Origin of the sequence: Stenotrophomonas sp. SMYL11 (assembly GCF_036320005.1) — a bacterium.
In the GTDB taxonomy this organism is placed as follows: domain Bacteria; phylum Pseudomonadota; class Gammaproteobacteria; order Xanthomonadales; family Xanthomonadaceae; genus Stenotrophomonas; species Stenotrophomonas maltophilia_A.
The window spans coordinates 135,819-162,506 of sequence record NZ_JAWIRS010000010.1; the positions used below are offsets into that span (position 1 = coordinate 135,819).

Genomic DNA, 26,688 nt, shown 5'->3' on the forward strand with positions numbered 1-26,688 from the left:
GGAGTGCGTGCCCTCAATGACGGTCGGCTGGAGGAACTGCTCCGGCACGACTTTCGAGGTGTGCGCGGCGCAGCTCGTCAGGAATGCGGCGAGACAGGTAATCGCCAGTTTCCGGGTCAGCATTTGCTGCAATCTCCACAGAGCGGTTGGTGGTGGCGCGGGCGTTCCGCAGCGCTGCATCGAAGGCAGAGCGGCGCACGGCTTCGCGGTTGAGGGTCTCGACGGTCTGCTTGAGGTCGGCCAGTTCCTTTGCCGACTCCTCCAGCTCCGTCACGCGCTGGGCCATTGCGGTGTACTTCCAGGCTGCGAAGCCGCCTGCCGCGAGCGCGGCAACGACCAGCAGCGCCGCGAGGGCGCGCAGGATGTTGGTTGGGTTCATCGGTTCTCTTGGACGTAACAGGCGACTCGCAGAAGCTCCGAGGGAGTCGCGTCGGACTTGATCTGATTCGCGCGTGCGGAGATCACGCGCACGTTGCCCCGGACGTAGCCGAGGTCAGGTTCGATGCGGTCGAGCGTGGGTGAGTTGGGGCCTTGGGCCTTGCGCCCGACAGCGCGGTACAGCGGGATGCCCAGTGCCGGGCAGAAGTCGGGGACCACGATGTCGTCCGACGTGAGGTCGAACGGCAGTCCCTTCCTAGCTGCCCGGCGTTTCGCTTGGCGCACCAGGGCGAGTGCAATGTCCCGCTTGCCGCGGGTCAGTGCGTCTCGGCCCAATTCCTTCCGATCTTGAACTCGCCATCGAGCGGACAGCGGAAGCCGAAGTAATCGCCAGCCTTGCGGATGGCAGCCTGGGCGGTCTTGCCCACGAACTCGGCCTTGTCCTCGTCCACTTCGATTTGCCACTCGTCATGGACGTTGGCGAGGAACTCGTAGTGGACGCCCGGCACCAACCCTGCGGCTTGCAGGTCGGCGTCGAGGATCACCAGGGCTTTCTTCATCACCAGCGCACCGGCCGACTGGAGCAGGGTATTGAGCGCGGCGTGGTCGCTGCGGATGTGCAGCTTCCGGCCGTCGAGACCGATCAGGTATCCCTTCTCGGCCGCGCGCTTCTTGACCCCGCGTACCAGCTTCTCCAGCGCAGGCAGCCCGGCCAGGAACTTCGAGCGGAGCTTCGCCCCGGCCTGGCGACCCTTGCCAACGATGGAGCCGAGCTTCGCGTCGCCTGCCCCATAGAGGAAGGCGTAGATGAAGGTCTTGGCGTTGTCGCGGGTTGGCAGTCCTGCCGCCGATTGGTTGACGGAGTGGATGTCGCCTTCGAGGATGACCTTGGCGTACTCGCCGCCGTCGTGCTTTGCCATGAAGTGCGCCAGGCAGCGCAGCTCCAATCCCGAGGCGTCCGCGCCGACCTGGAGCTTCCCTGTTGGGACGCAGAACAACGAGCGGCACTCGAATCCGTAGCCGCCTTCCTGGCCCTTGAGGATTCCCTTCTCCTTCGAGTGCTGGACCTTCGGCACCTGAGCGATGTTCGGCTTCGAGTGCGTCATGCGGCCGGTCACCGCTGCGTTCTGATTCACGCTGCCGTGGATGCGGCCGTCCTTCTTGATGGCCTTGAGCCACGCCTCGTCGCCTTCGGCGAGCTGGCCGAGGCGCTTGTTGACGATGAAGTGCTCCAGCAGGAGCGGGATGATCGGGAACTTGAGCGCGCCCAGGACTTCTTCGTCGATCTTCGGCTGGCCCTTCTCGGTGAACTCCTGGGGCTGCCAGCCGTACATTGCAGTCAAGCGGTCAGCAATGTGCTGGCGGCTTGCCGGGTTGAACACCACGTCCTTGTAGGTCGTGACCTCCACGCCCTTGACGTAACCGCGGCGCTTGTCGTCGCGCTTCGGTACGAACTTGCGCTTCACCACCTTCCACGGCGGAATGACCTTGCGCAGCTCGGCCTCCAGCGCAGTGCGCCGGGACACGAGGATGCACTCCAGCTCACGCGCCTTCTCCTGATCGAACAGGTAGCCGTAGCGCTGCTGACGCGAGAGGATCGGCGCGACGGCCTGCTCCAGCTCGATGGCCTCGGTAGGGAGGCCCTTGCTCATCAGCAACGCGAACAGCGCTTGCGTGACCGCAACGTCCTGGTCGCAGTAGTCGTCCATTTCCTGAGACCACTGTGCCCAGGGATCGAGGCCGCGTGCGGCCATCTGCGCCGCGTAGTCGCCTTTCCAGCGACCGAGGCGGTAGCCCCACGCTTCGAGGGCGTGGCGGCCGATCAGCTTGCCCGGCAACACCGGGTTCGCTCCCTGCTTCTTGCGGGCCTTGAAGTCGCGGTCCTTGAGGTCCGGGTAGACCAGCGTGGACATCAGCAACGTGTCGAAGTACGCCTGGACCTTGAAGTCCGGGAACACCTTGGCGATAGCCGGAATGTCGAATCCGGCGATGTTGTGGCCGACAACGCGCTTGGCCTTCTTGAGCCTCTCGACGGCCTGACGGACTGTCATTTCGCCCGTGCCGTGATCGTTGGCGGACAGGATGGGACCGCGCGGTGCGCCGGTCTCATCTACCTCTTGGAGGGAAATGCAGTGGATCGTGTCAAGTTCGTCGAGGAGGCCATTGGTCTCGCAGTCGAATACGAGGATCAACGGCGGTCCTCCTTACGGGTAGCCGTGGTTGGTTACGGGGATTGCGCGGACGCGGCGGCGGGCGCGGAGGATGTACTCCGGCTCGGGGGCCTTCGGCGGCGTGTGGACGCCCTGCGGCGCGTGGCCGGGGAAGTCGTCGTCCTCGAACAGTTCGTCCTGCTCGGGCTGGTCGGGATGCAGCGTGTAGCCGTAATCCTCGACGTAGTGCGTGATGCGGCGGATGGTGCGCTCGGTGCCGTTGTTGTTCAGCACGAACAGCAGCTTCTCCGATGCGTCGGCAACCGCGCCTTCGAGGGATACGACCACCACCTCGTCGGTGCTGGGTTCGTAGATGGCGACGTGGGCGCAGCACCGCAGATCGAACCGGGCGCAGTGCTCGTGCGGCGTACCGAACTCGAAGCCGATCAGGCTCACGAGGTGACCCTCGGGCGAGCGGAAGTTGCGGATGCCGTTCGGAGCGGCCTCGCTGGTCCAGTCGTTACGGCCGCTCAGGTACGCGGCCACGTAGGTGTAGCTCGCCAGTGACACGAAGAAGCAGTCGATGTCCTTGATTTCGGTCCCGTCGTAGAACGCGCGCAGGCTTCCGCCACCCAGGATCACCAGGTGGCGGACTTCGGCCGGCAACACGTCGAACAGGGACCGAGCGTGTTGCTCGGCAGTCATGGTTGGTCCCTTAGCGGATCAGGTTGGTGAAGCGCTCGGCGACGCGCAGGGCGCGCTCGGCTTCTTCCTCGTGCTCGTCGGCCTGCGAGTGCAGGACATCGGCCTTGTCGCGCAGCGTCGATGCGGTGGCGATGCGGTCGGCGCTGATCTTGAACAGCTTGTCCACCTGGCCCTCCAGCACCTTCACCACGTCGGTCACGGTGTCCTTGCGGAACGGAGCGGTCAGCAGGTCGATTGCGATGGCGACGATCTCTTTCATTGGGGTAGTTCCTCGGCTTTGATGTGGATGACCACGCGCCGCCCAGGCTTGCCGTACATGACACGGCAGGCTTGGTCGGAGCGCGGGAGTTGGTAGGGGAGAACGAGGCTCTCAGCGAAGGAGAGCGGCGCATCAGCTGGGATGAAGCCGACGACCGAGCGGCCGTCAGTAGTCGGAGGTGGATACATCGGATGACTCGTCGGCGAAGTCGCCGTATTCGCCCGGAGCATCTGCATTGAGCAGGCGGCCGGATGCGTGGTCGTAGCTGTAGTAGAGAACCTGGCCGTTCGACTGGCCGGTGAAGCGATCCTTTAGGACGCGGAAGGTCGTGCAGTTGCGCTCGGCCTCGTTCTCGGCCTGCGTGTTGCGCTCCAGGCCGAACGCGAAGTGCGTCCAGAAGCCAATCGCGCGGCTGCCCTTGAAGTGGCGGAGCATCACGCGCCCGCCTTCCTCGTGTGGCTTGCCTTCCGGCGTGGCGAGGTGCGAGACCAGGTAGATGCAGATGAGGTGGCGCTGCGCGAACTGCGCGATCTTCGCCATCGTGTCCTCCAGCATCTTCCGCTCGTCCTCGGCACCGGCCGCAAACGACGTGAGGTTGTCGAGGACGATGTGCTTGACGCCCTCGGCGACGACCATGTGGGCCATCTTGGCTTCGATCACGTCCCACTCGGACGAGCCGAAGTGGTCGTAGATGAACACCTGGCCCTTGTCGAGAATCTCGAACGCGGCTTCCAGCTCCTCCTGCGTCCAGCTCCCATCGGGGACGTGGAAGCGGCGGCCAGCAACCTTGCCTGCCATGCGCTTCGCCGTCTCGACCGGCTGCTGCTCCAGGAAGAACAGGCCAACGCGGTCGCCGGTTTCCTGCGCGATGAAGGCTGCTTCCTCCATCAGCCAGTCGGTCTTGCCGATGCCGGTGCCCGCGCCGAAGGTGTAGACCTCGCCGTACCGCTTGCCGTAGGTCAGCGCGGTGAGGCGCGGGTCGTGCCAAGGCATGCCCATCGAGACCGGCTTGAGTGCCTTCTCCTTGAGGGAGCCGAACGTCACCACTCCATCGGGGCGCTTGGTCTGCGCTTCGTAGATGGCGCGGGTGATCGCCTCGGCATCGCCACGCTGGAGCAGCTCGTTCGGGTCTTTCGCCGGGAGCTGTGCGATCTTGGCCTTGCCGGGAGTCAGCAGCAGCGCCACTTCCTGCGCGGCGGCTTGGCCCGGTTCGTCCATGTCGAACATGAGCACAACCTCGTCGAAGCCGTTGACCCACTCCAGCTCGCGCTTGATGGACTTGGCCGCGCCTTGCGCTCCGTTCGGAACGGACACCACCGGCCAGCGGAGGCCGAGTGCCTGCGCCACGGAGAGCGCGTCGATCTCGCCTTCGGTGATGACGAGGCGTCGCCCCGGTTCGTAGAGGTGCTGGCCGAACAGCCCGCACGCCTTCGAGTCGCCGATGAATGAGAACTTCTTGTCGGGGTAGCGGAGCTTCTGCGCGACGATGCCGCCATCGCGCTTGTAGTTGGCGATCTGCACGGTCTTGCCGTGCTTGTCCTTGCCGATCCAGTAGCCGTACTTACGGCATGCTTCCTCAGTGATACCGCGCTTCGCCAGGGCTTGCGGTTCACCCTTCGCAAAGTCGCTCATGGTTTTCCTGCTGGTGGGTTGAGAGACCTCCTCGCCTTCGGCTGGCTCGTAGTGACCGCAGCCGAAGCAGTAGCCGTGCCCGTCGCTGTAGCGCGCAAGGTTGTCCTTGCTGCCGCAGTTCGGGCACGGCTCTTTGTGGAGGTATTCGGAGTCAGCGCTTTGCACGCTCCACGGACCACATGCGCTTGCGGTAGGAAATGCCGAGGCGACGATTCAGCGCACCCTTGACGGTGCGGCCCAGGCCGCGGAACGGCTTGTCGGCGCGCGCCCATGCGCGCTCGAAAGCCAGGCGCATCGCGGACGGAATGACGGTGGTAGCGGTGTTGGTCATGCGTTCTTCTCCAGCAGGAACTTGGTGAATGCGGCGACTTCTTCGGTCGCATCGTTGGCGTCGAGGCCCAGCTCGTCGGTGCAGTAGTTGCGATACAGCTGGAGCAGCGCATCGACGCGGTACTGCTTCGGAGCGCGGCGCGCTTCCAGGAGCGGAGCCTTGCTGCGGCGCTGACGGCGCGACAGGCGATAGCGCGTGTACCGCTGCCCCGAGGCGTCCTCGCAGGTCTGCGTTTCGATCTCGAAGCCAGCAGCGCGCAGCTCATCGACGCGCGAGGCGAGGCGGCGGATGCGGTAGACGCCTTCGGCCTGCCACGAGGTCAGGTGCGAGTGGCGACGCAGGTGATCCAGGACGACCTGGGTTTGCGGGGGCAGCGGTTTCACGTTGGGTTCTCCTATCGAGGGAAGTCAGGTGCCCACACGACGGGCTTGCCGTAGGCGGCGAGCAGGCGTCGCAGCGCGGCGTGTTGGGCTTCGGTGAAGTTGTCCTCGGGCTGCATGGCGTCGTTGACGCCGCCCAGGAGGCAGACTTGGTATGCGGATTGGTTGTGCTTACCGGCGAGAGCGCCGGGCTGATTCAGCGGGCGACCGTCGTAGATCGAGCCGTCACGTTCGATGACGAAGTGGACGGCGATCTTCGAGTAGCCCTGCGAGCGGTGCAGGCGTGCGAGTTCTTCGCCGGTCGTGACCTGCTCGGGGCGGGTCATGCTGGCGAGGACGAACAGCGCCTCTACCGATTCCAGAGGTTTGAGGCGCACTTAGAGTTTGTAGAGGTGGACTTCGGTGCGTGGTTCTTCGTCCGGCTGCGCCCAGCGCTTACCGGAGAGCAGCCACATGACTTGCTTGTCGTCGGCCCAATAGCCGGTGGCTTTGGTCACAACGTCCATCGGCCCCTTGGCGAGGTTGTCCACGTCGCCCTTGGGAAACGCGGCCTTCGAGGTCTTGGCGCGTTTGCATACCGCGATGATGACCACTAAAACCGGATCGGTCGGCGACAGGTCCAGATCACCGGCTGGCAGATGCTTCTCTGCGGCTTCCTTCCAGGTCTTGTAGGTCTTGCCGTAGTAGACGCCCCAGCGCGAAACCTTCGGGCGCGAGGCGGGCACCGGGTCAAACGGGAACGTGAGGGAGGCCAAATGCTTGGCCCCCCTCGCGGTGTTCACGATGACCGACAGCGGATCAGTAGTCGCCGTCATCGCCCTCGTCGTCGGAGTCGCTGTCGTCGTCCGAGTCGTCATCGCTGTCGCTGAACGGCGCGCTGTCGGCGGCCTCGTAGCCGTCCTCCTCGCCGAAGCCGTAGTCCTTGGCGTTGCGCTGGCCGAACTCGACCAGCTCGATCACCTGGACGGCGACCATGTAGCAGGTCAGGTAGAACTTCTTGGCCGATTCGACGAACGAGCCGCCGATCTCGTAGGAGACCTTGAGTTCGCTGCCGCCGCCGATCTGCGGCGGGTTGTCGATCTTCTTGCCGCGGGCGTCGAAGATGTCCGGGCGCATGGTGAACTTCTTGCCGGTGCGCTTGCTGACGCCGCTGGCCTTCATCTTGAACTTCACCAGCACGCGGCCGGTGTCATCGCCGTTCTCGTCGGTTTCTTCGGTGAACACCGGGGCCACTTCGGCACCCTTCTTCTTCTTCGGGTTCTCGCTCAGGAACTCCTGGAACAGCTCGTCGCGCCGGGTTTCCAGCTTCTTCGCCAGCGCCTTGAAGTCCTTGTCGTTCGGGTCGAACGCCAGGCTCACGGTGTATTCGCCTTCCGGCTTGAACTTGGTGTCCGGTTCGTTCAGGCGCGGCCACACGGCGGTGCCCTTGGGGGAGACGAATCGTTCGCGCTTCTTGGTTGCCATCAGTTGTCGGTCTCGTAGTTGGTCGGGAGATAGATGCCCGCGCGCCACAGGTCAGCGGCGGCGGTCAACGGGGTGTCGGCGGAAATGCCGAAGGCTTCGTCGATGTCGAAGCCGATGAGCGCCTCGTCGATGAAGGCGTCGGTGATCGGGTCACGCATCACGGGTAGTGCGGTTTCAGCTCGCGCTCCGCGTAGCGGCGCACGGCGTTGAGGGTGTTGACCTGCCGGTAGCGGCAGTCCTGCTCCATGCGCGAGACGACCCGCAGCACTTCCATCGGATCGAGGCCGAGCACTTCGCAGAAGTTCTTGAAGGCGCACGCCAAGCCGATCACCTGATCGGCCGGGTGGCCGAGGGACTGCACGCTGTCGATCACTACGAAAGCGCCGCGTGCGGCGCTCTCGGCAGAACGTGAGTGCAGTCCGTCGATGACGCGATCACGCACCTGCGTGCAGCTCCGTCATGCGGTGCTTGAACTCCTCGACCGTGCCGTGTTCGGCCGGGTTGTAGATGCCGAGGACCACACCGAAGTGGTCCTGGGCAACGTAGGTGTTCAGTGCGTGCTGGTAGTTGATGCTCATGTTGATGTTCTCGCTTGGGGTATCAATTGCCAAAGGGGGATGGACTAGGCAAAGAAATAGCGCGACTCCAGCACCAGGCTGAGGTCCAGGTCGCCATGCGGCGGGAGGGGTGGGAGTTTCTCTGCCGCTTCTGGCGGGAGCTGCTCGACGAGTTGCTGTCGGAAGTCGGCCAGTACGTCGCCGCTGTATTGATCGACGAACGCCTGCCGGAGTGCGGCGGCGAGGATTGCTGCCTGGCCCGCGTGCGTACCGTAGGAGTCGTGGATCATGGCGAACGACTCGATGCCGTTCTCTGCCGCGAGGCAGGTGGTCAGCATCATGTGGCTGGCGTCGCAGGAGTGGACGAAGTTCGGACTGATCCCGAGGGTCTGCCTGCGACGGTCGAGCTTAGTACCGCCGATGTTGACCACTAAATTCACCTCGCGGCCTCCGACGTGCGGCCGGATGCGGACGCCTTCCTCCTCGCGGTACTCCTGGAGGACCGGGAAGCCAGCGGGGGTCGTCCAGCTCACCGGCAGGTCGGCCGACGAGGCGACCTTGGAGGCGTCACGCAGCCAGTCCATCGCCGCGCGGGCTGCGATCACGACCTCGCCGATGCACTCCCACAGCAGGGTCGCCAGGTACTCGGCGGTCTCCCAATCGTCCTCCATGCCCAGCTTCTTGAACTTGGAGAGCACCTGGGCGCGCATGCCCGACTTCGTGACGCCGTAGGGCAGCGTCATCACCGGCTGCTTCACGATGTCGCGGGTGAGCTGGCCGTCCAGCTTGATCGCCAGCGGGTCGCCGCTCTCGGCACGGGCGCGCAGCTTCTCCTGGGCCACGTCTTTCACGCGCGAATAGATGTCGGCGGGCTTCGGCTGCGGGATCAGGTTGGTGGCTGCACCGCCCACGGAGTCGCGGAGCATGGCCGAGAAGTTCTGGAGGCCGTTACAGGAGCCGTCGAGCGCGATGGGCAGGTGGGAGACGTGATCGCGGCCGTTGAGGCTGTAGCCGAGCCACTCGAAGCACGCTGCCAGCGCGCAGAACGGGCTGTCGGCGTCCATCCAGAAGCGTTGGCCGTCCAGCGGATCGAGGGCGCTGTCGAGAATCTGCTCCTCGTGCTCGCGCACCCAGGCCACGCGCTCCTCGAACGACACCTTGTCCACGCCGAAGCAGTTGGCGACGTGGATGGCGAGCCAGTAGGCACCGTCCTCGCCGAGCGGCACGCCTTGGGCGAACGTCAGCAGGCCCTTGGCCGCATCATCACCCTGCGGGGTCAGCGTCGGGGGCAGGGGGTAGCACCGGCCGCGGAAGTCGAGGTTGTGAGGGAAGTAGATCGCGGGGTACTCGGCGAACTTCTCCGCCAAGGCGATCTTCTGCGCGGCGGCGAGGCGGGTGGACACGCTGCGCGCGTTGGCCTCGTAGACCTTGGCGCGGTCGCGCTTCCATTCCTTGAACTCGTCGGCGTGGTGCTCCTTGAAGTAGTCCGGGTCGGTCTCCAGCAGGGCAGGGCGGCTCGGCAGGTCCATCAGTTCACGCTCCGGCAGCCCGGCGACACCGCCGCCTGCGTTCCACAGCTCGCGCATGACCTCTAGGACGGGCACGTTCACCTTCCAGGCGGTTGCCTGGATGGCGTTGAGGGCCTGGTAGACGTTGGGCATATCGACCAGCGCCAGCTCGCGCTTGTAGGCGCGGTTGCGGGTACGCACGAGGTCAGCCCGGCCGCCGATGTCGGTCAGGTAGCCGCCGTCGCGGGGCGTGGTCCACGGACGGGGCGGGACGACCATCGGCATCAGCACCGGCTGGTACAGGGCGGCGCTGTCGTGGGCCTTGGTCAGCCAGTCGAGCACCTTCTGATTCCCGGCGATGAGCAGGTGGCGCTTGCCGCGCTCGGCGACGGTGACCAGCTCGACCAGCCCGGTCGCCTCGACGAACAGCTCGATGAGCTTCATGCCCACCAGCAGCGCGTCCTTGTCGGACAGGTAGAGGCGCTTGTCGTCCTCGGGGGCGAACTCGGCGTCGGCGATGACGTGCCGCATGACGGCGGTGGAGTGCCGGGCCGAGGTGGACTTCTTGAGCTGCTCCTGGACGACCCGGTACAGGCCGGGGTGCTTCTCGCGGAGCAGGGAGAAGTTGATCTCGTTGGCGACCTCGTGGCCCAGGGTGATCGCCACGGACACCGCCTTGCGGTGATCGGCGACCAGCGCGTTGACGCAGGTGAAGCTGGTCAGATAGGCGAGGGCGTGGGGGTTCAGGTGGCGGATGAATTTGAGGGCGGCGTGGCGCTTGCCCGGCTTGCCGGTGTCGGCTTCGGCCACGAACGCCATGATCGCGGCGGCGGTGGCGTCGATGCTCTCCATGACCAGCTTGCGGCCGGGGCCGGTCTCGGCCTCCTGGCGCTGCTCCCTGATCTTCTCGTAGCGGGCAATGCCCAGGCTGGTGCTTTCCTTCTCCAGTTCGAGCTGGGCGGCGTGCAGGTCGTTCTCTTGCCAAGTCGTCATCGTTTGCCCTCGGGGGATGCAAAAGTCAAAACGGGAGGACCGCACCGGGGGCTGCCCGGTACGGTCCTGAGTGGTTCGGTTGTTGGTCCTGGGTGGACCTATGTGGAACTGTAGTAGTCCTCGGTGGTGAACAGCAATGAGTAGTTCTGAATGGTTGTCCTAGGAGGAGGTCCGCCGAAGATGACCACTTTATTCGGCGTCACCTGGTGTCACCTGTCGCGGCACCCGGCGTCACCTATATGTCACCCGAAGCGTCACCTGATAGACTGGAACGCTGTAAGTAGTTGAGTGGTCAGCACTAATCGGCAGGGGCTTCGGGATTTAGGTTCCAGTGCCGCAAGGCGTGGGGGTTCGAGTCCCCCCTTTCGCACCAGTGCCGGCCTGTCCCCGCCCTGATCGGGCCATCTGCGCCCCTTGACCGGCACGCGCTGGCAGTGCAGGCCGAATTGGGCGAAACTAAAGGGCTGCGGCAAGCAGGCGCGTCCCAGACGTCGTGTCCTTACAACCGTTTCATCCCAATCATCGAGCCGGGGGCGTGGGCCACCGGTGGCAGGAGTCAACATGCAAGCTTCGATCGAATCCACCGGCAACCTGGAACGCCGCCTGAGCTTCTCGCTGCCGGAAGAGCGTCTGCAGAGCCACATCGTCGGCCGCCTGGGCGAAATCGCCCGTACCACCCGCATCAAGGGTTTCCGCCCGGGCAAGGTGCCGGCCAAGGTGATCGAGCAGCGCTTCGGCGCGCAGGTCCGTGGCGAGGCGCTGGACGGCCTGCTGCGCGAAACCTTCGATGCGGCCGTGCGCGAGCACGACCTGCGCATCGTCGGCAGCCCGCGCATCGACAAGGGCGACGAGGGTGAGTTCTCCTTCGTGGCCACCGTGGAAGTGGTGCCGGACTTCGGCGACATCGACGTCAGCAAGCTGACCGTCGTGCGCCACAGCGCCGAGATCACCGACGCCGACATCGACCAGATGATCGAGAACCTGCAGAACCAGCGTCGCACCTGGGCCCCGGTCAGCCGCGGCGCACAGGACGGTGATCTGGTCGCGGTGGAAACCTGGTCGCAGGCCGGCGAAGAGCGCCTGCCGGCCGAGGGCGCCGAGAAGGGTTCGATCGTGCTCGGCCAGGGCATGATGTTCGACACCATCGAAAAGGGCCTGGTCGGCCTGGCCAAGGGCGAAGAGAAGACCCTGGACGTCGAGTTCCCGGCTGACTGGCGCGTGCCGGTGCTGGCCGGCAAGACCGTGCAGGTCACCGTCAAGGTTGCCGAAGTTTCCGAGCCGGTCGTGCCGGCGGTCGACGAAGCCTTCATCAAGAGCTTCGGCGTGAAGGGCGGCGACGTCGAGCAGTTCCGCAGCGACATCCGTGCCAACCTGGAGCGCGAGCTGAAGGGTGCTCTGATGAACCGCCTGCGCCGCGAAGTGGGCGAGCAGCTGATCGCCGCCTATTCGTCGGTGGAAATGCCGCCGCGCCTGGTCGAGAACGAAGCCCGCGCCATGCTGGCCCAGCAGGTCGAGCAGATCCGCCGCAACGGCCAGAACGTCGGCGAGATCCCGGCCGATGCCCACGAAGGCTTCAAGGAAGCGGCCGCCAAGCGCGTGCTGGTCGGCCTGCTGGTCGGTGAAGTGGCCCGCATCAACGACCTGCGCCTGGAAGCCAAGCGCCTGAACGAAACGATGCGTCTGATCGCTTCGACCTACGAAGAGCCGGAACAGGTCATTGAGATGTACCGCAACGACCCCCAGCTGATGTCTGGCCTGCAGAACCGTGTGATGGAAGAGCAGGTGATCGACTGGATCGCCGAGCGTGCCCAGCACACCGAAGAGAAGCTGTCGTTCCAGGACGCGATCCGCCAGTAAGCCCGGGCGGATCACCGGATGCCCCGCGCCTTTGCCGGCGCGGGGTTGTTGCCCCCCAAGATAGGTACCTCACGTAATGGACAACCGAACCAAAGCCCTGAACCTGGTTCCGATGGTGGTCGAGCAGACCAGCCGCGGCGAGCGTGCCTACGACATCTATTCGCGCCTGTTGAAGGAGCGCCTGATCTTCCTCGTGGGCCCGATCGACGATCACATGGCCAACGTGGTGGTGGCGCAGTTGCTGTTCCTGGAGTCGGAGAACCCGGAAAAGGACATCAACATCTACATCAACTCGCCGGGTGGCGTGGTCACCGCCGGCATGGCGATCTACGACACCATGCAGTACATCAAGCCGAATGTGAGCACCACCTGCATCGGCCAGGCCGCCTCGATGGGCGCCCTGCTGCTGGCCGCGGGCGAAGCCGGCAAGCGCTATGCGCTGCCGAACTCACGCGTGATGATCCACCAGCCGCTGGGTGGCTACCAGGGCCAGGCCACCGACATCGACATCCACGCGCGTGAGATCCTGACCCTGCGTTCGCGCCTGAACGAGGTGCTGGCCAAGCACACCGGCCAGTCGCTGGAGACGATCGCCCGCGACACCGAGCGCGACAACTTCAAGAGTGCCTTCGAGGCGCAGGCCTACGGTCTGGTCGACCAGGTCCTGGAGCGTCGTCCGGATGAGTCGATCCAGGCCGGTTGACCGGCCTTCACGGGGCCATGGAGGCCCCGTTCCTGCAGGGTCGGGCGGGACTGGTGTCCCCTCGGCCCTGTGCTATTCTCGAATCGAACCCCCGTTCAGCGGGTGGGGTAACTGGGTAAGCGAAGCATGAGCGAAGACCGCCAAGGTCGTTCCACGGACACCGGCAAGATCCTCTACTGCTCTTTCTGCGGCAAGAGCCAGCATGAAGTGCGCAAGCTGATTGCGGGTCCGAGCGTATTCATCTGCGATGAGTGCGTGGAGCTGTGCAACGACATCATCCGTGAGGAACTTGAGGAAAAGGCGCAGTCGGCGCGCAGTTCGCTGCCCAAGCCGCGCGAGATCCTCGAGGTCCTCGACCAGTACGTGATCGGCCAGAACCGCGCCAAGCGCACGCTGGCCGTGGCCGTGTACAACCACTACAAGCGCATCGAGAGCCGGCAGAAGAACGACGACGTCGAACTGGCAAAGTCGAACATCCTGCTGGTCGGCCCGACCGGTTCGGGCAAGACGCTGCTGGCCGAGACCCTGGCCCGCCTGCTCAACGTGCCGTTCACCATGGCCGACGCCACCACGCTGACCGAAGCCGGTTACGTGGGCGAGGACGTGGAGAACATCATCCAGAAGCTGCTGCAGAAGTGCGACTACGACGTCGAGAAGGCGCAGCAGGGCATCGTCTACATCGATGAAATCGACAAGATCTCGCGCAAGAGCGAGAACCCGTCGATCACCCGCGATGTGTCCGGCGAAGGCGTGCAGCAGGCCCTGCTGAAGCTGATCGAAGGCACCGTGGCCAGCGTTCCGCCGCAGGGCGGCCGCAAGCACCCGCAGCAGGAATTCCTGCAGGTGGACACCAAGAACATCCTGTTCATCTGCGGCGGCGCGTTCGCCGGGCTGGACAAGGTGATCCAGGCCCGTTCCACCGACGTCGGCAGCATCGGCTTCGGCGCCAAGGTGAAGAGCAGCGAGCGCAAGCAGGAAGTGGGCAAGGTGCTGGCCGAAGTCGAGCCGGAAGACTTGATCAAGTTCGGCCTGATCCCCGAGTTCGTCGGCCGCCTGCCGGTGGTGGCGACCCTGGAGGAGCTGGACGAGCCGGCCCTGATCAGGATCCTGACCGAGCCGAAGAACGCCATCACCAAGCAGTTCAAGAAGCTGTTCGAGATGGAGAACGTCGAGCTGGAGTTCCGTCCGGACGCGTTGTCGGCCATCGCCAGGAAGGCGCTCAAGCGCAAGACCGGTGCCCGTGGCCTGCGCACCATCGTCGAATCGGTCCTGCTGGACACCATGTACGACTTGCCGTCGCAGGAAAACGTCAGCAAGGTGGTGGTGGACGAGTCGGTGATCGAGCACAAGTCCGAGCCGTATCTGATCTACCAGACCCCGGCGGCCCCTGAACAGAAGGCCGCAGGCGCCGAGTGATCCTTCCAGGTTGTTGATTGGAAAGGATTTTCAAGGAATGCCTTGCATCTGAAAGCCGATGGCCCCATAACGGGGCCATCGGCTTTTTTTGTCTCCGGAAGATGCCCTCCCGGAGGCGGTTTTCCCCTTCCCTGGAGCCCCCATGGCCCGTTCCCCAAGTGAAACCCTCGACCTGCCGGTCCTGCCGCTGCGCGACGTAGTGGTGTTCCCGCACATGGTCATCCCGCTGTTCGTCGGCCGTGACAAGTCCATGCACGCGCTCGAACAGGCAATGGAATCGGACAAGCGCATCCTGCTGCTGGCGCAGAAGTCGGCCGAGACCGATGACCCGCATGCAGCCGACCTCTACCAGGTCGGTACGCTGGCGCAGGTGCTGCAGCTGCTGAAGCTGCCCGACGGCACCATCAAGGTGCTGGTCGAAGGCCTGTCGCGCGTGCAGGTCACCCACGTCGACGAGCGCAACGGCTCGCTGCATGGCCAGGCCGTGGAGATCGACGCCACCGACGAGCGCGAAGCCCGCGAGGTGGAGGCGATCGCGCGCTCGCTGATGTCGCTGTTCGAGCAGTACGTGAAGACCAACCGCAAGCTGCCGCCGGAGCTGCTGCAGACGCTGTCGGGCATCGATGAGCCGGCCCGCCTGGCCGACACCATCGCCGCGCACATCAGCGTGCGCCTGGCTGACAAGCAGCGCCTGCTGGAAACGCTGGCCGTGGGTGACCGCCTGGAGATGCTGGTCGGCCTGGTCGATGGCGAGATCGACGTGCAGCAGATGGAAAAGCGCATCCGCGGCCGCGTGAAGTCGCAGATGGAGAAGAGCCAGCGCGAGTACTACCTCAACGAACAGATGAAGGCCATCCAGAAGGAACTGGGTGACCTGGACGATGCACCGGGCGAGCTGGAAGAGCTGGCCCGCAAGATCGCCGAAGCCGGCATGCCGAAGGCGGTTGAAGCCAAGGCACGCAATGAACTGAACAAGCTCAAGCAGATGTCGCCGATGTCGGCCGAAGCCGCGGTGGTACGCAACTACCTGGAGTGGCTGCTGGGCGTGCCGTGGAAGAAGCGCAGCAAGGTGCGCAAGGACCTGAAGGCCGCGCAGGACACCCTCGACGCCGACCACTACGGCCTGGAGAAGGTCAAGGAGCGCATCCTTGAATACCTGGCGGTACAGTCGCGCGTGAAGCAGATGAAGGGCCCGATCCTGTGCCTGGTCGGGCCGCCGGGCGTGGGCAAGACCTCGCTCGGCCAGTCCATCGCCAAGGCTACCAACCGCAAGTTCGTGCGCATGTCGCTGGGCGGCGTTCGCGATGAAGCCGAGATCCGTGGTCACCGTCGTACCTACGTTGGTTCGATGCCGGGCCGCATCGTGCAGAACCTCAACAAGGTCGGCAGCAAGAACCCGCTGTTCGTGCTCGACGAGATCGACAAGATGTCGATGGACTTCCGTGGCGATCCGTCTTCGGCGCTGCTGGAAGTGCTCGATCCGGAGCAGAACAACGCGTTCAACGACCACTACCTGGAAGTGGACCTGGACCTGTCCGAAGTGATGTTCGTGGCCACCTCGAACTCGCTCAATATTCCCGGCCCGCTGCTGGACCGCATGGAAGTGATCCGCATCCCCGGCTACACCGAGGACGAGAAGCTCAACATCGCCACCCGCTACCTGGTGCCGAAGCAGATCAAGGCCAACGGCCTGCAGCCGGAAGAACTGGAGATCGGCAGTGATGCGATCCAGGACATCGTGCGCTACTACACGCGCGAATCGGGCGTGCGCAACCTGGAACGCGAGATCGCCAAGATCTGCCGCAAGGTGGTGAAGGAGATCGCGCTGGCCGGCCCGCAGCCGGTGAAGGCGAAGAAGGGCGCGAAGAAGTCCAAGGCGCTGGTGAGCGTGTCCAGCAAGAACCTGGACAAGTATCTGGGCGTGCGTCGCTTCGATTTCGGCCGTGCCGAAGAAGAGAACGAGATCGGCCTGGTCACCGGCCTGGCCTGGACCGAAGTCGGTGGCGATCTGCTGCAGATCGAATCGACGCTGGTGCCGGGCAAGGGCCAGCTGATCCTGACCGGCCAGCTCGGCAACGTGATGAAGGAATCGGCGTCGGCGGCACTGTCGGTGGTGCGTTCGCGCGCCGTGGGCTTTGGCATCGACAGCGACTTCCTGCAGAAGCACGACGTGCACCTGCACGTGCCCGATGGTGCCACGCCGAAGGACGGGCCGAGTGCCGGTGCGGCAATGGTCACCTCGCTGGTGTCGATGCTGACCAAGGTGCCGGTGCGTGCCGACGTGGCGATGACCGGTGAGATCACCCTGCGTGGTCGTGTCACCGCCATCGGTGGCTTGAAGGAGAAACTGCTGGCCGCACTGCGCGGTGGTATCCGCACGGTCATCATTCCGGAAGAGAACCGCAAGGACCTTGCAGACATTCCGGCCAACGTCACCCGCGATCTGGAGATCGTGCCGGTGAAGTACATCGAAGAAGTCCTGGACCTGGCGCTGGAGCGCCCGCTGGCACCGAAGAAGGCGCGCAAGAGTGCGCAGCGTGTCACGGTGCGCAGCAAGGCCAAACCGAGTGGAAGCGCGCGCGTCAAGCATTGACGCGCGCTGTCCGATGGCCCGAAACCCGCGTCGTTGCTGGCTTTCCAGCTTGCGTGGGGGTAGGGCCACTGGTATAAAAGCAGCACTCGCGAATGAGTGATCGCTGTCAGCGATGACTGAATCGGCGAACCGTTTCCACATGGCGGCCGCATGCAGAAGGCGTGCGGTTGCTTCCCTGTCGAATAAGCGGAACCCACCGCCAAAGGAGTTGTAGAGAATGAACAAGACCGAATTGATCGATGCCGTTGCTGAAGCTGCCGACCTGACCAAGGCCGAGTCCAGCCGCGCTGTCGATGCCGTCGTTGCTGCCGTCACCAAGGCGCTGAAGGACGGCGATGCGGTCACCCTGGTTGGCTTCGGTACCTTCCAGGTCCGCGACCGTGCTGCCCGCACCGGCCGCAACCCGAAGACCGGCGACACCATCAAGATCGCTGCTTCGAAGAATCCGTCGTTCAAGGCTGGTAAGGCCCTGAAGGATGCTGTAAACTAAGCGGCTCGCTGGGGTGCTTAGCTCAGCGGTAGAGCGTCTCCTTTACACGGAGAGGGTCGGGGGTTCGAAACCCTCAGCACCCACCACAGCACCGCGGTAAACGTTTGAGTGTGGAGCGGTAGTTCAGCTGGTTAGAATGCTGGCCTGTCACGCCGGAGGTCGCGGGTTCGAGTCCCGTCCGCTCCGCCATTCAACGAGGCCTCCGGCCAAAAGCTGGAGGCTTTGTTTTCTCCCCGGTCCAGGCCGGTGGAAAAACAAGAAATAGCAACAATGCGGAGCGGTAGTTCAGCTGGTTAGAATGCTGGCCTGTCACGCCGGAGGTCGCGGGTTCGAGTCCCGTCCGCTCCGCCATTACATCGAGGCCCCCGGCCCAAAGCTGGGGGCCTTGTCTTCTCACCGACAGGTTCGGGAAGAAGACGAAAAAGGTTTTTGCAAGAACGGAGCGGTAGTTCAGCTGGTTAGAATGCTGGCCTGTCACGCCGGAGGTCGCGGGTTCGAGTCCCGTCCGCTCCGCCATTGCAGAATTCTTAAGTCCCTGTGAAAAAACTTTGAAAAAAGTGTTCATCGGGCTGGGTTTCCAGGGAGTCTTCGGATATACTGGGCGCCTGCAAAGTTTCAGCGCGGAGCGGTAGTTCAGCTGGTTAGAATGCTGGCCTGTCACGCCGGAGGTCGCGGGTTCGAGTCCCGTCCGCTCCGCCAACTTTAAAAGCCCTCGGCGCAAGCCGGGGGCTTTTTCTTTGTGCCCTGCGGCAGGCCTGCCGAGGTGCTGACGGCGCAGGTCCGCGGAGATCGGCGCAAGCCGCGCCGGCGCTGCTTTTGGTCCCTGCGGCGAAGCGGGTTACACTGCCGGGCTCGCCAATCAGGCCTTGTGATTCCTCACCATGCTGCAGAAACTCCGCGACAAGACCTCAGGCTGGATCGTCACCGTGATCCTGGGGCTGCTGATGATTCCGTTCCTGTTCGTGATCGACAACAGCTACCTGGGTGGCGTTGGCGCACAGAACGTGGCCAAGGTTTCCGCGCCTCCGACCTGGTGGCGTTCGGCACCGTCGTGGTGGCCGGTGCGCATGCTGTGGCAGCACCACGAGATCAGCGCGCAGGATTTCCGCACCCGCTTCGAGCAGGAGCGCATGCGTGAGCGCCAGCAGCAGGGCGAGAACTTCGACCCGCGCGCGTTCGAAAGCACTGAAAACAAGATGGCCGTGCTCGATCAGCTGATCGACGAGCAGGTCGTGCGCCTGGTGGGCGAGCAGGCCGGTGTTGTGATCGGCGATGGCGCGGTGCGCGAGTACATCGCCACCATCCCGGCCTTCCTCGATTCGAACGGCAAGTTCAACGAGAACAACTACCGCCTGGCCTTGGCCGGTGGCAATCCGCCGCGTACCCCCACGCAGTTCCAGGAGCTGGTGCGCGAGAGCCTGCAGCAGTCGGTGATCCCGTCGGGCCTGCAGAATTCGGGCTTCGTCACCCAGGCCGAGACCGAGCGCCTGCTGAAGCTGCTGGGTGAGACCCGCGACGTCGAATTGGCCGCGCTGCCGGAGGTTCCGGCCGATACCGCGCCGGTCACCGATGAGCAGATCAAGCAGTGGTACGACAGCCACGGCAAGGATTTCCGCCAGGCCGAAAGCGTGTCCCTGGAATACGTCGAGATCAATGGCGCCAACCTGCCGGCACCGACCGCGGCCGACGAAGCGACCCTGCGCAAGCGCTATGAGGACGAGAAGGCGAAGTTCACTTCGCCGGAACAGCGCCAGGCCGCGCACATCCTGATCACCGGTGACGGTGCCGAAGCCAAGGCGAACAAGATCGCCGCCGAAGCCAAGGCGGCGGGTGCCGACTTCGCTGCACTGGCCAAGGCCAATTCGGAAGACCCGGGTTCGAAGGACCAAGGGGGTGATCTGGGCTGGGTCGAGCGTGGCGCGATGGTCAAGCCGTTCGAAGACGCCCTGTTCGCCGCCAAGGCCGGTGACGTGATCGGCCCGGTCAAGACCGACTTCGGCTACCACATCATCAAGGTTGCCGCGGTGCGTGGTGGCGAAGGCAAGTCGTTCGAGGAAGTGCGTGACACGCTGGCCGCCGAGCAGCTGAAGGCCGACGGCGAGCGCGGCTTCAACGAGCTGGCCGGCCGCCTGGTCGATGCGATCAACAAGAGCCCGAGTGATCTGGCTGCTGCGGCCAAGGAAGTGAACCTGCCGCTGCAGACCCTGGGCCCGATCACCCGTGCCACCGCCAGTGGCATCGCCACCGATCCGGCCGTGCTGCGTGCGGCCTTCTCCGAAGTGCTGGTGCAGGACGGTACCGCCAGCGATCCGATCGCCCTGGGCGGTGCCACCAACCACAGCGTGGTCATCCGCGTGGCCGCGCATACCCCGGAGCAGGCGATGCCGCTGGACAAGGCGCGTGAACAGGTGATCGCCGCGATCCGCGCCGACCGCCAGCGCCAGGCCAGCGACAAGGCCGCAGACGCCGTGCTGGCCAAGCTGAAGGCCGGTGCCACCCTGCAGTCGCTGGCCGCCAGCGAGAAGCTGCAGTTGAGCCCGATGCCGGGCCTGCCGCGCAGCCAGCCGGTGCCGACCCCGGAAATCAACCGCGCGATCTTCAGTGCGCCGGTGCCGGCGGAAGGCAAGCCGAGCTACGGCAAGGTCGACGTCAACGGCCACGCGCTGCTGTTCGCAGTGAACAAGGTCAACCCGGGCGACATCAAGGAAGTGACCGCCGAGCAGCAGAAGCAGCTCAAGGATCAGCTGAGCCAGATCGACGGCATGGCCGCAGCCAAGGCCTACGTCGAGGCGATGCGCAGGAAGTTCGTGATCCAGACCACCGAAGAGAACCTGTAAGCCTCGCAGCGGGCAGGTACGAAAAGGCCCGGCAATGCCGGGCCTTTTTTGTGGGTGTGGGTGCGTAGAGTCGAGCTTGCTCGACTACACATGTGGAGGCAGTCGAGCAAGCTCGACTCTACGAGAAGCATGTAGAAGCAGCCGCACCGCGAAAGAAAAAGCCGAGCATGGGCTTGTATGTTCCTCCCGGCTCCTACGAGGTATGTAGGAGCCAGGGTGGAGGGACCGACAAGCATGGATCTGCGGATAGCAGCCGACAGACGAGCCGAGCGATCCCCATCCCGCACACGAACGTCGATAAAGGATCGTACGGCCCCCAAAAGGGGATCGTCGATGTAGGCAAGCTAACGTCGGTGCGGTACCACCCCAGCCCCTTAAAGATAGCTGGGAGTAGTGCAAATGTCCGATTCTCTTGAGATTGGCCTGGACGTGGACTCCAAGGAGCTCGTGCCGGCGGTGGTCGACTGCAAGGCCGGCGAACGGATCCCCAATACTCGCGCCGGCATCGCCAAATGGCTCAAGACCCTTCCTCCGCGGTGCCGGATTGGCATGGAAGCGACCGGTCGGCACCATGAGCTCGTAGCGCGTATGGCCGGTCAGGCCGGTCATGTGGTCTACGTAATCAATCCTCGCTTGATCAAGAACTACGCCCGGGCGACGGGAGCCCGCGGCAAGACCGATGCGATGGACGCCCAGGTGATCGCCCGATACGTAAAAAAAGAGAGTGATCGTCTGCGTGAATACGTACCGCGCAGCGACGAACAGCAGCAACTGCACGATCTTCTGCGCAAGCGACAAACACTGGTGGAGACCCGGGCGCGCCTGGAGCAGTCCTTCGATGTCACCAAGAGCGATCCGCACGAGCTGGCAGACATCTTCAGAGCACTGGCCAGCACGTTGTCGGCGCTGGAAAGTGATCTGCAGCGCGTGGGCCGTGAAGGTGAACAAGGCCCGCTCTACAAGCGCCTGCTCACCATTCCGGGGATCGGCCCAGCCGTCGCCGCGCATCTGGTCTACTACATGACGCGCTGGCCACTGGCCAACGCGAACGCTTGGATCGCCTGCACCGGCCTGGACCCGCGCCCCAACGAATCTGGTGGCAGAACCGGACGGCGTCGATTGTCCAAGCAGGGCGCACCGGTGCTGCGCCAGATGCTGTACATGGCCGCGATCGGCCTGAAGCGCTGTCGGAACGGACAGCCGCTCTATGAGGAGCTGTCAAAGCGTGGCCACCCCAGCACGGCGGTATTCAATATGCTGGCCAGAAAGCTGGCCAGGATTGCGTGGGGCGTATTCAAGAGCGGCAAGGACTTCGACCCAGCCATGCTGAAAGTGGGTCAAGCCTGCTTCCAGCAGGCTTGACTGCGAACATAGGATCTCGGCTACAGGTAGCCCTGGCTGGTGCGTCAGTCCTCGACGCGCAGCACTGCGCCGGGCTTCAGCACGCTGCTGCCACTCAGGCCGTTCAGCGACAGCAGGGCCTTTACCGGCATGCCGTAGCGGCGGGCGATGGTCCAGGCCGACTCGCCATCACGCACGGTGTGGCGGCGGCTGCGCGGGCGGTCGACGATCGCGGCCACGGTTTTGGCCACCTGCGGCGTCGGCGTGGTCGTGGCAGCCGGTGCGGTGCTGGCCACCAGCGTGGTCGCGGCTTCCGTCACCGTCGCATTGGCGGCCGAGACCGGGGCCAGGACCCGGGTGGTTCCCGAGGCGCGGTTGCCGGCGGCCAGGGCCGGGTTGAGGCGGGCGATCCTGGCGGGGTCCAGGGCGCGCTGTGCGGCCCACTGCTGGACGCTGGTGCCGGCCGGCAGGGTGTGGTCCTTCAACACTGGCACGGTGCGGTCCAGCGAGGCCATCACGCGAGGCTGGTCCTCCACGTCTTCCAGCACGCAGGCCAGGGCATGCAGCTTCTCGACATAGGCATGGGTAACCGGCGACAGCCCCGGCAGGGCTGCCGGCTTGGCGTTCTGCGCGTTCATGCCGGCCTTGCGCATGGACTGCAGCACCCGGTACTCGCCGGCGTTGTAGGCCATGGTGGCCAGGCGCCAGTCGCCGCCGAACATGCCGTGCAGGGTTTTCAGGTAGCGCACCGCGGCCTGGGTGGAATCAACCGCCGACAGGCGGCCGTCGTAGCCGTTGGCCATGGGCACGCGGTGGTTGCGCGCCGTGGTGGCGATGAACTGCCACAGGCCGGTCGGGCCGCTGCCGTTGCGGGCATTGGGTCGATAGCCGCTTTCCACGAACGGGATCAGCGCGAATTCGGTGGGCAGGTTCGCCTTGCGCAGCTCTTCGACCACATAGCCGAACAGCACCAGCGCATCGTCATCCTGGTTGGCCAGGCGCGAGGGGGCGTGGGCGAACTGCTTCTGCCAGCGCGGGCTGGTGGCCTCGGCATCGCAGCTGGGCTCGGCCAGGCCGTCGCGGAAGCTGGTGAAGATCTCCTGGCCATTGCGCACCGAGGGCGCAGGCAGCGCGGACGGATCCAGCGGCAGCGCCGCAGCGGCGGTCAGGTTCTGGCTGATGCCGGCGCCCAGCGACTGTGCGCCCGCGGTTCCGGCCAGCCCCAGGGCAAGGCCCAGGGCCAGCGGCAGACTTCGGCGCATCATGCGCGGAAGCCGTCTTTCCAGTGCCGGAGACCGGCCATCACGTCGACGTCGTCCACGACGTCACGGCCCAGGTGTGCCGACACCGACGCACGGATCGGTGCAGCGTGCACACGCAGGAAGGGATTGCAGTCGAATTCGTTGGCCAGGGTTACCGGCAGGGTGGAACGGTCATCGCGGCGCATGGCCAAAGCCTCCTCTTGGCGCTGCCACAAGGCAGCGTTGGCGGGGTCGACATGCCGCGCGAAGACGGCATTTGACACGGTGTACTCATGAGCGCAACAAAGCAGCAGTTGCGCGGGCAGGGCACCCAGCTTGCGCATCGACGCCAGCAGCTGGGACGGCGTACCTTCGAACAGGCGTCCACAGCCCAGGCTGAACAACGAATCTCCGCTGAAAAGATGTTCAGCAGTGTGAAACGCGATGTGGCTGCGGGTATGCCCGGGCACGGATAGTACGTGGAACGTCCGGCCCAGTGCCTGAACGCGTTCACCTTCGCCGACCCGCTCGGTGGCCGTGGGAATGCGTTCCTCGACCGGCGCGATGATCCGCACGCCGGGGAAGCGCGCCTGCAATGCCGGCACGCCACCGATGTGGTCGTCGTGGTGATGGGTGAGCAGGATCGTGTCCACGCGCAGGCCCTGATCGGCCAGTGCGAGCACCGGCGCGGCATCGCCGGGGTCGACGACCACGGCAGCGCCCTCGTTGTCGATCAGCGTCCAGATGTAGTTATCCGCAAATGCGGGCAGGGCAGTCAGTCGCATAGAATTGGACCATGCCCGCGCTGCAGAGCACCCGTCAAGCGAGCCAGACCCCGTGGTTCGACAGTGAACCGGCGGAGGCCTTGCGCGTGCTGGAACGGCAATTGCTGCTGCCGCAGCTGTCGGTGCTGCCCGCGCAGCCCTGGCTGTGGATCGCACCAAGTGCGGCCTGGCTGGACGATGCACAGTTGGGCGGACGCGGTCTGCGCCTGTTCCGGCAGGGGCAGGGCTATGCCGGCGACACCCGTTGTGCGCTGCCGCTGCCGCTGGCCAATGAAAGCGTCAATGCCATCGTGCTGCAGCATGTCACTGCGGCCGACGCTGATCGGCTGCTCGACGAGTGCGAGCGCGTACTGATGCCGGGCGGCCATCTGTGGCTGAGCAGCCTCAATCCGTTCAGTCCGTATCGCACGCGATGGCGCCAGCATGGGCTGGTGGTGCGCACGCCACAGCGGATCCGCCTGCTGCTCGGCCGTCATGGGCTGGAATGCGACGATATGCGTTACCTGGGCCCGCTCTGGCGCGGAGAGGGCAGTCACCGCCCTGCAGGCTGGGCGCCGCTGCGCGCGGCCTTCCTGTTCCATGCGGAAAAACGCACGTTGGCCCTGCCTGGGCCGAAACCGCTGCCGGTGCGCTGGCACGGCACCGTAGCTACCTGATTCTGGAGTTGTATTGAAAACCATCGAAATCCACACCGACGGTTCCTGCCTTGGCAATCCCGGCCCCGGTGGCTGGGCTGCGCTGCTGCGCTATAAGGGCCACGAGCGCGAACTGAGCGGTGGCGAGGCGCACACCACCAACAACCGGATGGAGCTGATGGCGGCCATATCCGGGCTGGAGTCGCTGACCGAGCCGTGCAACATCGTGCTCTATACCGATTCGCAGTATGTGCGGCAGGGCCTGACCCAGTGGATGCCGGGCTGGATCCGCAAGAACTGGAAGACGGCTGGCGGCGATCCGGTAAAGAACCGCGAGCTGTGGGAGCGCCTGCAGGCGGCAACGCTGCGGCATCAGATCGACTTGCGCTGGGTGAAGGGTCACTCCGGCGACCCGGACAATGAGCGGGTGGATACGCTGGCCCGCAATGCGGCGATCCAGATCCGCGACGCCAGCCCGGTAAACTGAGCCCATGCGTCAGATCATCCTCGATACCGAAACCACCGGCCTGGAGTGGAAGAAGGGCAACCGCATCGTCGAAATCGGCTGCGTGGAGCTGTTCAAGCGCCGCCCGACCGGCAACAACTATCACCAGTACATCAAGCCGGACTGCGAGTTCGAACAGGGCGCGCAGGAAGTCACCGGCCTGACCCTGGAGTTCCTCGATGACAAGCCGGACTTCGCGCAGATCGCCGACGAGTTCCTGGCCTTCATCGATGGCGCCGAGCTGATCATCCACAACGCGGCGTTCGACCTCGGCTTCCTCGACAACGAGTTGTCGCTGCTGGGGCCGCAGTACGGGAAGATCACCGACCGCTGCACCGTGATCGATACCCTGGTGATGGCGCGTGAGCGCTTCCCGGGCCAGCGCAACTCGCTGGATGCGCTGTGCAAGCGGCTGGGCGTGGACAACTCGCACCGTGCGCTGCATGGCGGCCTGCTCGATGCGCAGATCCTGGGCGACGTCTATATCGCGCTGACCTCGGGCCAGGAAGAAATCGGCTTCGGTCTGGGCGATGACGATGGCGGTGGTGCCGGCGCGGCGCTGCAGGCCTTCGATACCAGCAAGCTGCTGCCGCGCCCGCGCGTGGTGGCCACGCCGTCGGAGCTGGAAGCGCATGCGGCGCGACTGGAGCGGCTGCGCAAGAAGGCTGGCCACGCGCTGTGGGATGGCCCGAAGGTGGAAGAGCCCGCCAGCGCGTAATGCCTGGGGTGGGGGAGTGCCGGCCGCTGGCCGGCAGCGTCGCATCCACGCATGGCGTGGATCTACCGGTTAGTGGCAGCGCACCAGAATCACACTGATGTTGTCGCGGCCGCCGCCATCGAGCGCGGCCGCGACCAGCGTGTCCACGCATTCCTGTGCGCTGGCATCCTCGAAGGCGAGGGTGCGCGCGATGCTGCGGTCGTCCACTTCTTCGGTCAGGCCGTCACTGCACAGCAGCAACTGCATGCCCGGACGCAGTTCACCACTGGTGGTGGCCACGTTCAGATGCGCCGGATCGGTCACGCCCAGCGCCTGGGTCACCACGTTGCGGTGCGGATGCGCACGCGCCTGTTCGGCGGTCAGGTTGCCCTGCGCGACCAGCTCCTGTACCACGCTGTGGTCCTGGCTGAGCTGGGCCAGCTGTCCGTCGCGCCACAGGTAGGCACGGCTGTCGCCGACCCACGCCACTTCATAGCGGTTGCCCTGCACACGCGCGGCGACCACGGTGGTGCCCATCGGCAACGTGTCGTTGCGCCGGCGCGAGGCACGGATGATCTCTTCGTCGGCGGTGCGGATGGCCTGCGCCAGCGGTGCGCCGCGGCGGATCTCGCGCACGATGGTCTCGCGCGCCAGCGCGCTGGCCACTTCGCCGCAGGCGTGCCCGCCCATGCCATCGGCCACCAGCCACAGGGCCAGCTCACTGTCACCGTAGTAGGTGTCCTCGTTGAGCTCGCGGCGCATGCCGGGGTGGGTGAGGTGTCCGAATTCGATCATGGGCGCTGGGGCGGGGTGTTGCTGGGGAGACAGGCATCATCGGGTGGCTGCGCGCATCCGGCAAGGCATGCGCTCAGGAAATTTTCACTTCGTTGGCCGGAATGACTTGTCGTCGGCCTCACTTCCTCGTATGATGCGCGTCCCCGGTCCGCCGGGGACCACCCGGAGAGGTGGCAGAGTGGTTGAATGTACCTGACTCGAAATCAGGCAGGCGTTTATAGCGCCTCGGGGGTTCGAATCCCCCCCTCTCCGCCAGATAAAAGAAAAAGGGCTGCCGAAAGGCAGCCCTTTTTCTTTTATCTGGCGCGGGACGCGACGCGCTTTGCGCGTCGCCCCACACGTTGCTGCGCAACGCGGGGGCCCCTCCCGTTGCCGGCCTCTCCCCGCCCCTGTCGGGGCAGCCCCTCAACAGAGGGGCGTGTTGCTCCAGATGGTT

28 protein-coding genes and 6 tRNA genes are annotated in these 26,688 nt (G+C 64.9%); 16 read left to right on the top strand and 18 right to left on the bottom strand.

Annotation, left to right across the window (positions count from 1 at the left end; all coding sequences use genetic code 11):
• Positions 1 to 13: 13 nt before the first annotated feature.
• The 15 genes from V3B46_RS14835 to V3B46_RS14905 all read right to left on the bottom strand — a co-directional run bounded on the left by V3B46_RS14835 (position 14) and on the right by V3B46_RS14905 (position 10,357).
• Positions 14 to 379: a hypothetical protein gene (locus V3B46_RS14835; protein ID WP_005412414.1), complete on the bottom strand. Its 366-nt coding sequence runs from the start codon at positions 377 to 379 to the stop codon at positions 14 to 16.
• The gene (locus V3B46_RS14840; protein ID WP_050483582.1) at positions 376 to 714 is read right to left on the bottom strand and encodes a hypothetical protein; all 339 of its coding nucleotides are present in this window, start codon (positions 712 to 714) and stop codon (positions 376 to 378) included. The genes V3B46_RS14835 and V3B46_RS14840 overlap by 4 nt, the downstream gene beginning before the upstream one ends.
• Positions 696 to 2,570, bottom strand: coding sequence for a DNA polymerase (locus V3B46_RS14845; protein ID WP_049417451.1), 1,875 nt, complete (start codon positions 2,568 to 2,570; stop codon positions 696 to 698). Before V3B46_RS14845 ends, V3B46_RS14840 begins: the two co-directional genes overlap by 19 nt.
• Positions 2,571 to 2,582: 12 nt before the next feature.
• Positions 2,583 to 3,233: a Gabija anti-defense Gad2 family protein gene (locus tag V3B46_RS14850; RefSeq protein ID WP_005412416.1), complete on the bottom strand. Its 651-nt coding sequence runs from the start codon at positions 3,231 to 3,233 to the stop codon at positions 2,583 to 2,585.
• Positions 3,234 to 3,243: 10 nt separating this feature from the next.
• Entirely contained in the window at positions 3,244 to 3,492 is a 249-nt protein-coding gene (locus tag V3B46_RS14855) for a hypothetical protein (RefSeq protein WP_005412417.1), read from the bottom strand.
• Positions 3,493 to 3,657: 165 nt separating this feature from the next.
• Positions 3,658 to 5,124, bottom strand: a complete 1,467-nt coding sequence (locus V3B46_RS14860; protein WP_005412418.1) for a toprim domain-containing protein — start codon at positions 5,122 to 5,124, stop codon at positions 3,658 to 3,660.
• Positions 5,125 to 5,275: 151 nt separating this feature from the next.
• Positions 5,276 to 5,455 (bottom strand): hypothetical protein, encoded by a 180-nt coding sequence (locus V3B46_RS14865; RefSeq protein WP_004154591.1) that lies wholly within the window; start codon positions 5,453 to 5,455, stop codon positions 5,276 to 5,278.
• Positions 5,452 to 5,838 carry a helix-turn-helix domain-containing protein gene (locus V3B46_RS14870; protein WP_004154592.1) on the bottom strand — a complete coding sequence of 129 codons (387 nt, stop codon included), beginning with the start codon at positions 5,836 to 5,838 and terminating at the stop codon, positions 5,452 to 5,454. Before V3B46_RS14870 ends, V3B46_RS14865 begins: the two co-directional genes overlap by 4 nt.
• Before the next feature lie 11 nt (positions 5,839 to 5,849).
• Entirely contained in the window at positions 5,850 to 6,212 is a 363-nt protein-coding gene (locus V3B46_RS14875) for an N-acetylmuramoyl-L-alanine amidase (RefSeq protein WP_004154593.1), read from the bottom strand.
• The gene (locus V3B46_RS14880; protein WP_157178715.1) at positions 6,213 to 6,650 is read right to left on the bottom strand and encodes a RusA family crossover junction endodeoxyribonuclease; all 438 of its coding nucleotides are present in this window, start codon (positions 6,648 to 6,650) and stop codon (positions 6,213 to 6,215) included.
• On the bottom strand, positions 6,634 to 7,299 hold the full coding sequence (locus V3B46_RS14885) for a hypothetical protein (protein ID WP_004154595.1): 666 nt from the start codon (positions 7,297 to 7,299) through the stop codon (positions 6,634 to 6,636). Before V3B46_RS14885 ends, V3B46_RS14880 begins: the two co-directional genes overlap by 17 nt.
• Positions 7,299 to 7,457 carry a hypothetical protein gene (locus tag V3B46_RS14890; RefSeq protein WP_154267700.1) on the bottom strand — a complete coding sequence of 53 codons (159 nt, stop codon included), beginning with the start codon at positions 7,455 to 7,457 and terminating at the stop codon, positions 7,299 to 7,301. The genes V3B46_RS14885 and V3B46_RS14890 overlap by 1 nt, the downstream gene beginning before the upstream one ends.
• Positions 7,457 to 7,741, bottom strand: a complete 285-nt coding sequence (locus tag V3B46_RS14895) for a hypothetical protein (protein WP_005412421.1) — start codon at positions 7,739 to 7,741, stop codon at positions 7,457 to 7,459. The genes V3B46_RS14890 and V3B46_RS14895 overlap by 1 nt, the downstream gene beginning before the upstream one ends.
• Positions 7,734 to 7,877, bottom strand: coding sequence for a hypothetical protein (locus V3B46_RS14900; RefSeq protein ID WP_005412422.1), 144 nt, complete (start codon positions 7,875 to 7,877; stop codon positions 7,734 to 7,736). The genes V3B46_RS14895 and V3B46_RS14900 overlap by 8 nt, the downstream gene beginning before the upstream one ends.
• A gap of 44 nt (positions 7,878 to 7,921) precedes the next feature.
• A complete protein-coding gene (locus tag V3B46_RS14905; RefSeq protein ID WP_005412423.1) occupies positions 7,922 to 10,357 on the bottom strand; it encodes a DNA-directed RNA polymerase in 2,436 nt (811 codons plus the stop codon).
• A 561-nt stretch (positions 10,358 to 10,918) separates the two neighbouring features.
• Between V3B46_RS14905 and tig the strand changes: the two genes are divergently transcribed.
• From tig to V3B46_RS14965, 12 genes are all read left to right on the top strand, one after another.
• Complete coding sequence (tig, locus tag V3B46_RS14910; protein ID WP_329892242.1) at positions 10,919 to 12,214, top strand: trigger factor; 1,296 nt, start codon at positions 10,919 to 10,921, stop codon at positions 12,212 to 12,214.
• Between the two features lie 76 nt (positions 12,215 to 12,290).
• Entirely contained in the window at positions 12,291 to 12,917 is a 627-nt protein-coding gene (gene clpP / locus V3B46_RS14915) for an ATP-dependent Clp endopeptidase proteolytic subunit ClpP (RefSeq protein WP_004146318.1), read from the top strand.
• A 126-nt stretch (positions 12,918 to 13,043) separates the two neighbouring features.
• Positions 13,044 to 14,333 carry an ATP-dependent Clp protease ATP-binding subunit ClpX gene (gene clpX / locus V3B46_RS14920; RefSeq protein WP_032129320.1) on the top strand — a complete coding sequence of 430 codons (1,290 nt, stop codon included), beginning with the start codon at positions 13,044 to 13,046 and terminating at the stop codon, positions 14,331 to 14,333.
• A 142-nt stretch (positions 14,334 to 14,475) separates the two neighbouring features.
• On the top strand, positions 14,476 to 16,926 hold the full coding sequence (lon, locus tag V3B46_RS14925) for an endopeptidase La (protein WP_032129321.1): 2,451 nt from the start codon (positions 14,476 to 14,478) through the stop codon (positions 16,924 to 16,926).
• 217 nt (positions 16,927 to 17,143) lie between these two features.
• A complete protein-coding gene (locus tag V3B46_RS14930) occupies positions 17,144 to 17,416 on the top strand; it encodes an HU family DNA-binding protein (protein ID WP_004146343.1) in 273 nt (90 codons plus the stop codon).
• Between the two features lie 11 nt (positions 17,417 to 17,427).
• A tRNA-Val gene (locus V3B46_RS14935) sits at positions 17,428 to 17,502 on the top strand.
• Positions 17,503 to 17,528: 26 nt separating this feature from the next.
• Positions 17,529 to 17,605: transfer RNA gene (locus tag V3B46_RS14940), tRNA-Asp, on the top strand.
• Positions 17,606 to 17,690: 85 nt separating this feature from the next.
• Positions 17,691 to 17,767: transfer RNA gene (locus V3B46_RS14945), tRNA-Asp, on the top strand.
• 88 nt (positions 17,768 to 17,855) lie between these two features.
• A tRNA-Asp gene (locus V3B46_RS14950) sits at positions 17,856 to 17,932 on the top strand.
• Between the two features lie 106 nt (positions 17,933 to 18,038).
• Positions 18,039 to 18,115, top strand: a tRNA-Asp gene (locus V3B46_RS14955).
• A gap of 182 nt (positions 18,116 to 18,297) precedes the next feature.
• Entirely contained in the window at positions 18,298 to 20,253 is a 1,956-nt protein-coding gene (locus V3B46_RS14960) for a peptidyl-prolyl cis-trans isomerase (RefSeq protein WP_154352048.1), read from the top strand.
• A 399-nt stretch (positions 20,254 to 20,652) separates the two neighbouring features.
• Positions 20,653 to 21,615, top strand: a complete 963-nt coding sequence (locus V3B46_RS14965) for a transposase (RefSeq protein WP_329892243.1) — start codon at positions 20,653 to 20,655, stop codon at positions 21,613 to 21,615.
• A gap of 44 nt (positions 21,616 to 21,659) precedes the next feature.
• Here V3B46_RS14965 and V3B46_RS14970 read toward each other — a convergent pair whose 3' ends face one another.
• Both V3B46_RS14970 and gloB read right to left on the bottom strand, forming a co-directional pair.
• Entirely contained in the window at positions 21,660 to 22,859 is a 1,200-nt protein-coding gene (locus V3B46_RS14970) for a lytic transglycosylase domain-containing protein (protein WP_154262499.1), read from the bottom strand.
• Positions 22,856 to 23,620, bottom strand: coding sequence for a hydroxyacylglutathione hydrolase (gene gloB, locus V3B46_RS14975; RefSeq protein ID WP_154262500.1), 765 nt, complete (start codon positions 23,618 to 23,620; stop codon positions 22,856 to 22,858). The genes V3B46_RS14970 and gloB overlap by 4 nt, the downstream gene beginning before the upstream one ends.
• An 11-nt stretch (positions 23,621 to 23,631) precedes the next feature.
• On the opposite strand from gloB, the gene V3B46_RS14980 reads away from it, so the two are divergent.
• The 3 genes from V3B46_RS14980 to dnaQ are packed head-to-tail and all read left to right on the top strand — an operon-like array spanning position 23,632 to position 25,478.
• Positions 23,632 to 24,276 (top strand): methyltransferase domain-containing protein, encoded by a 645-nt coding sequence (locus tag V3B46_RS14980; RefSeq protein ID WP_154262502.1) that lies wholly within the window; start codon positions 23,632 to 23,634, stop codon positions 24,274 to 24,276.
• 13 nt (positions 24,277 to 24,289) lie between these two features.
• Positions 24,290 to 24,742 carry a ribonuclease HI gene (rnhA, locus tag V3B46_RS14985; protein ID WP_329892244.1) on the top strand — a complete coding sequence of 151 codons (453 nt, stop codon included), beginning with the start codon at positions 24,290 to 24,292 and terminating at the stop codon, positions 24,740 to 24,742.
• A 4-nt stretch (positions 24,743 to 24,746) separates the two neighbouring features.
• Positions 24,747 to 25,478 carry a DNA polymerase III subunit epsilon gene (gene dnaQ, locus V3B46_RS14990; RefSeq protein ID WP_010483873.1) on the top strand — a complete coding sequence of 244 codons (732 nt, stop codon included), beginning with the start codon at positions 24,747 to 24,749 and terminating at the stop codon, positions 25,476 to 25,478.
• Between the two features lie 69 nt (positions 25,479 to 25,547).
• Here dnaQ and V3B46_RS14995 read toward each other — a convergent pair whose 3' ends face one another.
• The gene (locus V3B46_RS14995; RefSeq protein ID WP_032129328.1) at positions 25,548 to 26,252 is read right to left on the bottom strand and encodes a PP2C family protein-serine/threonine phosphatase; all 705 of its coding nucleotides are present in this window, start codon (positions 26,250 to 26,252) and stop codon (positions 25,548 to 25,550) included.
• 164 nt (positions 26,253 to 26,416) lie between these two features.
• Between V3B46_RS14995 and V3B46_RS15000 the strand changes: the two genes are divergently transcribed.
• A tRNA-Ser gene (locus V3B46_RS15000) sits at positions 26,417 to 26,507 on the top strand.
• The last annotated feature ends 181 nt before the right edge of the window (positions 26,508 to 26,688 follow it).

Coding starts and splice junctions, on each gene's coding strand:
- V3B46_RS14835 (WP_005412414.1), bottom strand. CDS start 379: ATGAACCCAACCAACATCCTGCGCGCCCTCGCGGCGCTGCTGGTCGTT.
- V3B46_RS14850 (WP_005412416.1), bottom strand. CDS start 3,233: ATGACTGCCGAGCAACACGCTCGGTCCCTGTTCGACGTGTTGCCGGCC.
- V3B46_RS14855 (WP_005412417.1), bottom strand. CDS start 3,492: ATGAAAGAGATCGTCGCCATCGCAATCGACCTGCTGACCGCTCCGTTC.
- V3B46_RS14860 (WP_005412418.1), bottom strand. CDS start 5,124: ATGAGCGACTTTGCGAAGGGTGAACCGCAAGCCCTGGCGAAGCGCGGT.
- V3B46_RS14865 (WP_004154591.1), bottom strand. CDS start 5,455: ATGACCAACACCGCTACCACCGTCATTCCGTCCGCGATGCGCCTGGCT.
- V3B46_RS14880 (WP_157178715.1), bottom strand. CDS start 6,650: ATGACGGCGACTACTGATCCGCTGTCGGTCATCGTGAACACCGCGAGG.
- V3B46_RS14885 (WP_004154595.1), bottom strand. CDS start 7,299: ATGGCAACCAAGAAGCGCGAACGATTCGTCTCCCCCAAGGGCACCGCC.
- V3B46_RS14890 (WP_154267700.1), bottom strand. CDS start 7,457: ATGCGTGACCCGATCACCGACGCCTTCATCGACGAGGCGCTCATCGGC.
- V3B46_RS14900 (WP_005412422.1), bottom strand. CDS start 7,877: ATGAGCATCAACTACCAGCACGCACTGAACACCTACGTTGCCCAGGAC.
- V3B46_RS14905 (WP_005412423.1), bottom strand. CDS start 10,357: ATGACGACTTGGCAAGAGAACGACCTGCACGCCGCCCAGCTCGAACTG.
- tig (WP_329892242.1), top strand. CDS start 10,919: ATGCAAGCTTCGATCGAATCCACCGGCAACCTGGAACGCCGCCTGAGC.
- clpP (WP_004146318.1), top strand. CDS start 12,291: ATGGACAACCGAACCAAAGCCCTGAACCTGGTTCCGATGGTGGTCGAG.
- clpX (WP_032129320.1), top strand. CDS start 13,044: ATGAGCGAAGACCGCCAAGGTCGTTCCACGGACACCGGCAAGATCCTC.
- lon (WP_032129321.1), top strand. CDS start 14,476: ATGGCCCGTTCCCCAAGTGAAACCCTCGACCTGCCGGTCCTGCCGCTG.
- V3B46_RS14930 (WP_004146343.1), top strand. CDS start 17,144: ATGAACAAGACCGAATTGATCGATGCCGTTGCTGAAGCTGCCGACCTG.
- V3B46_RS14960 (WP_154352048.1), top strand. CDS start 18,298: ATGCTGCAGAAACTCCGCGACAAGACCTCAGGCTGGATCGTCACCGTG.
- V3B46_RS14965 (WP_329892243.1), top strand. CDS start 20,653: ATGTCCGATTCTCTTGAGATTGGCCTGGACGTGGACTCCAAGGAGCTC.
- V3B46_RS14970 (WP_154262499.1), bottom strand. CDS start 22,859: ATGATGCGCCGAAGTCTGCCGCTGGCCCTGGGCCTTGCCCTGGGGCTG.
- gloB (WP_154262500.1), bottom strand. CDS start 23,620: ATGCGACTGACTGCCCTGCCCGCATTTGCGGATAACTACATCTGGACG.
- V3B46_RS14980 (WP_154262502.1), top strand. CDS start 23,632: ATGCCCGCGCTGCAGAGCACCCGTCAAGCGAGCCAGACCCCGTGGTTC.
- dnaQ (WP_010483873.1), top strand. CDS start 24,747: ATGCGTCAGATCATCCTCGATACCGAAACCACCGGCCTGGAGTGGAAG.
- V3B46_RS14995 (WP_032129328.1), bottom strand. CDS start 26,252: ATGATCGAATTCGGACACCTCACCCACCCCGGCATGCGCCGCGAGCTC.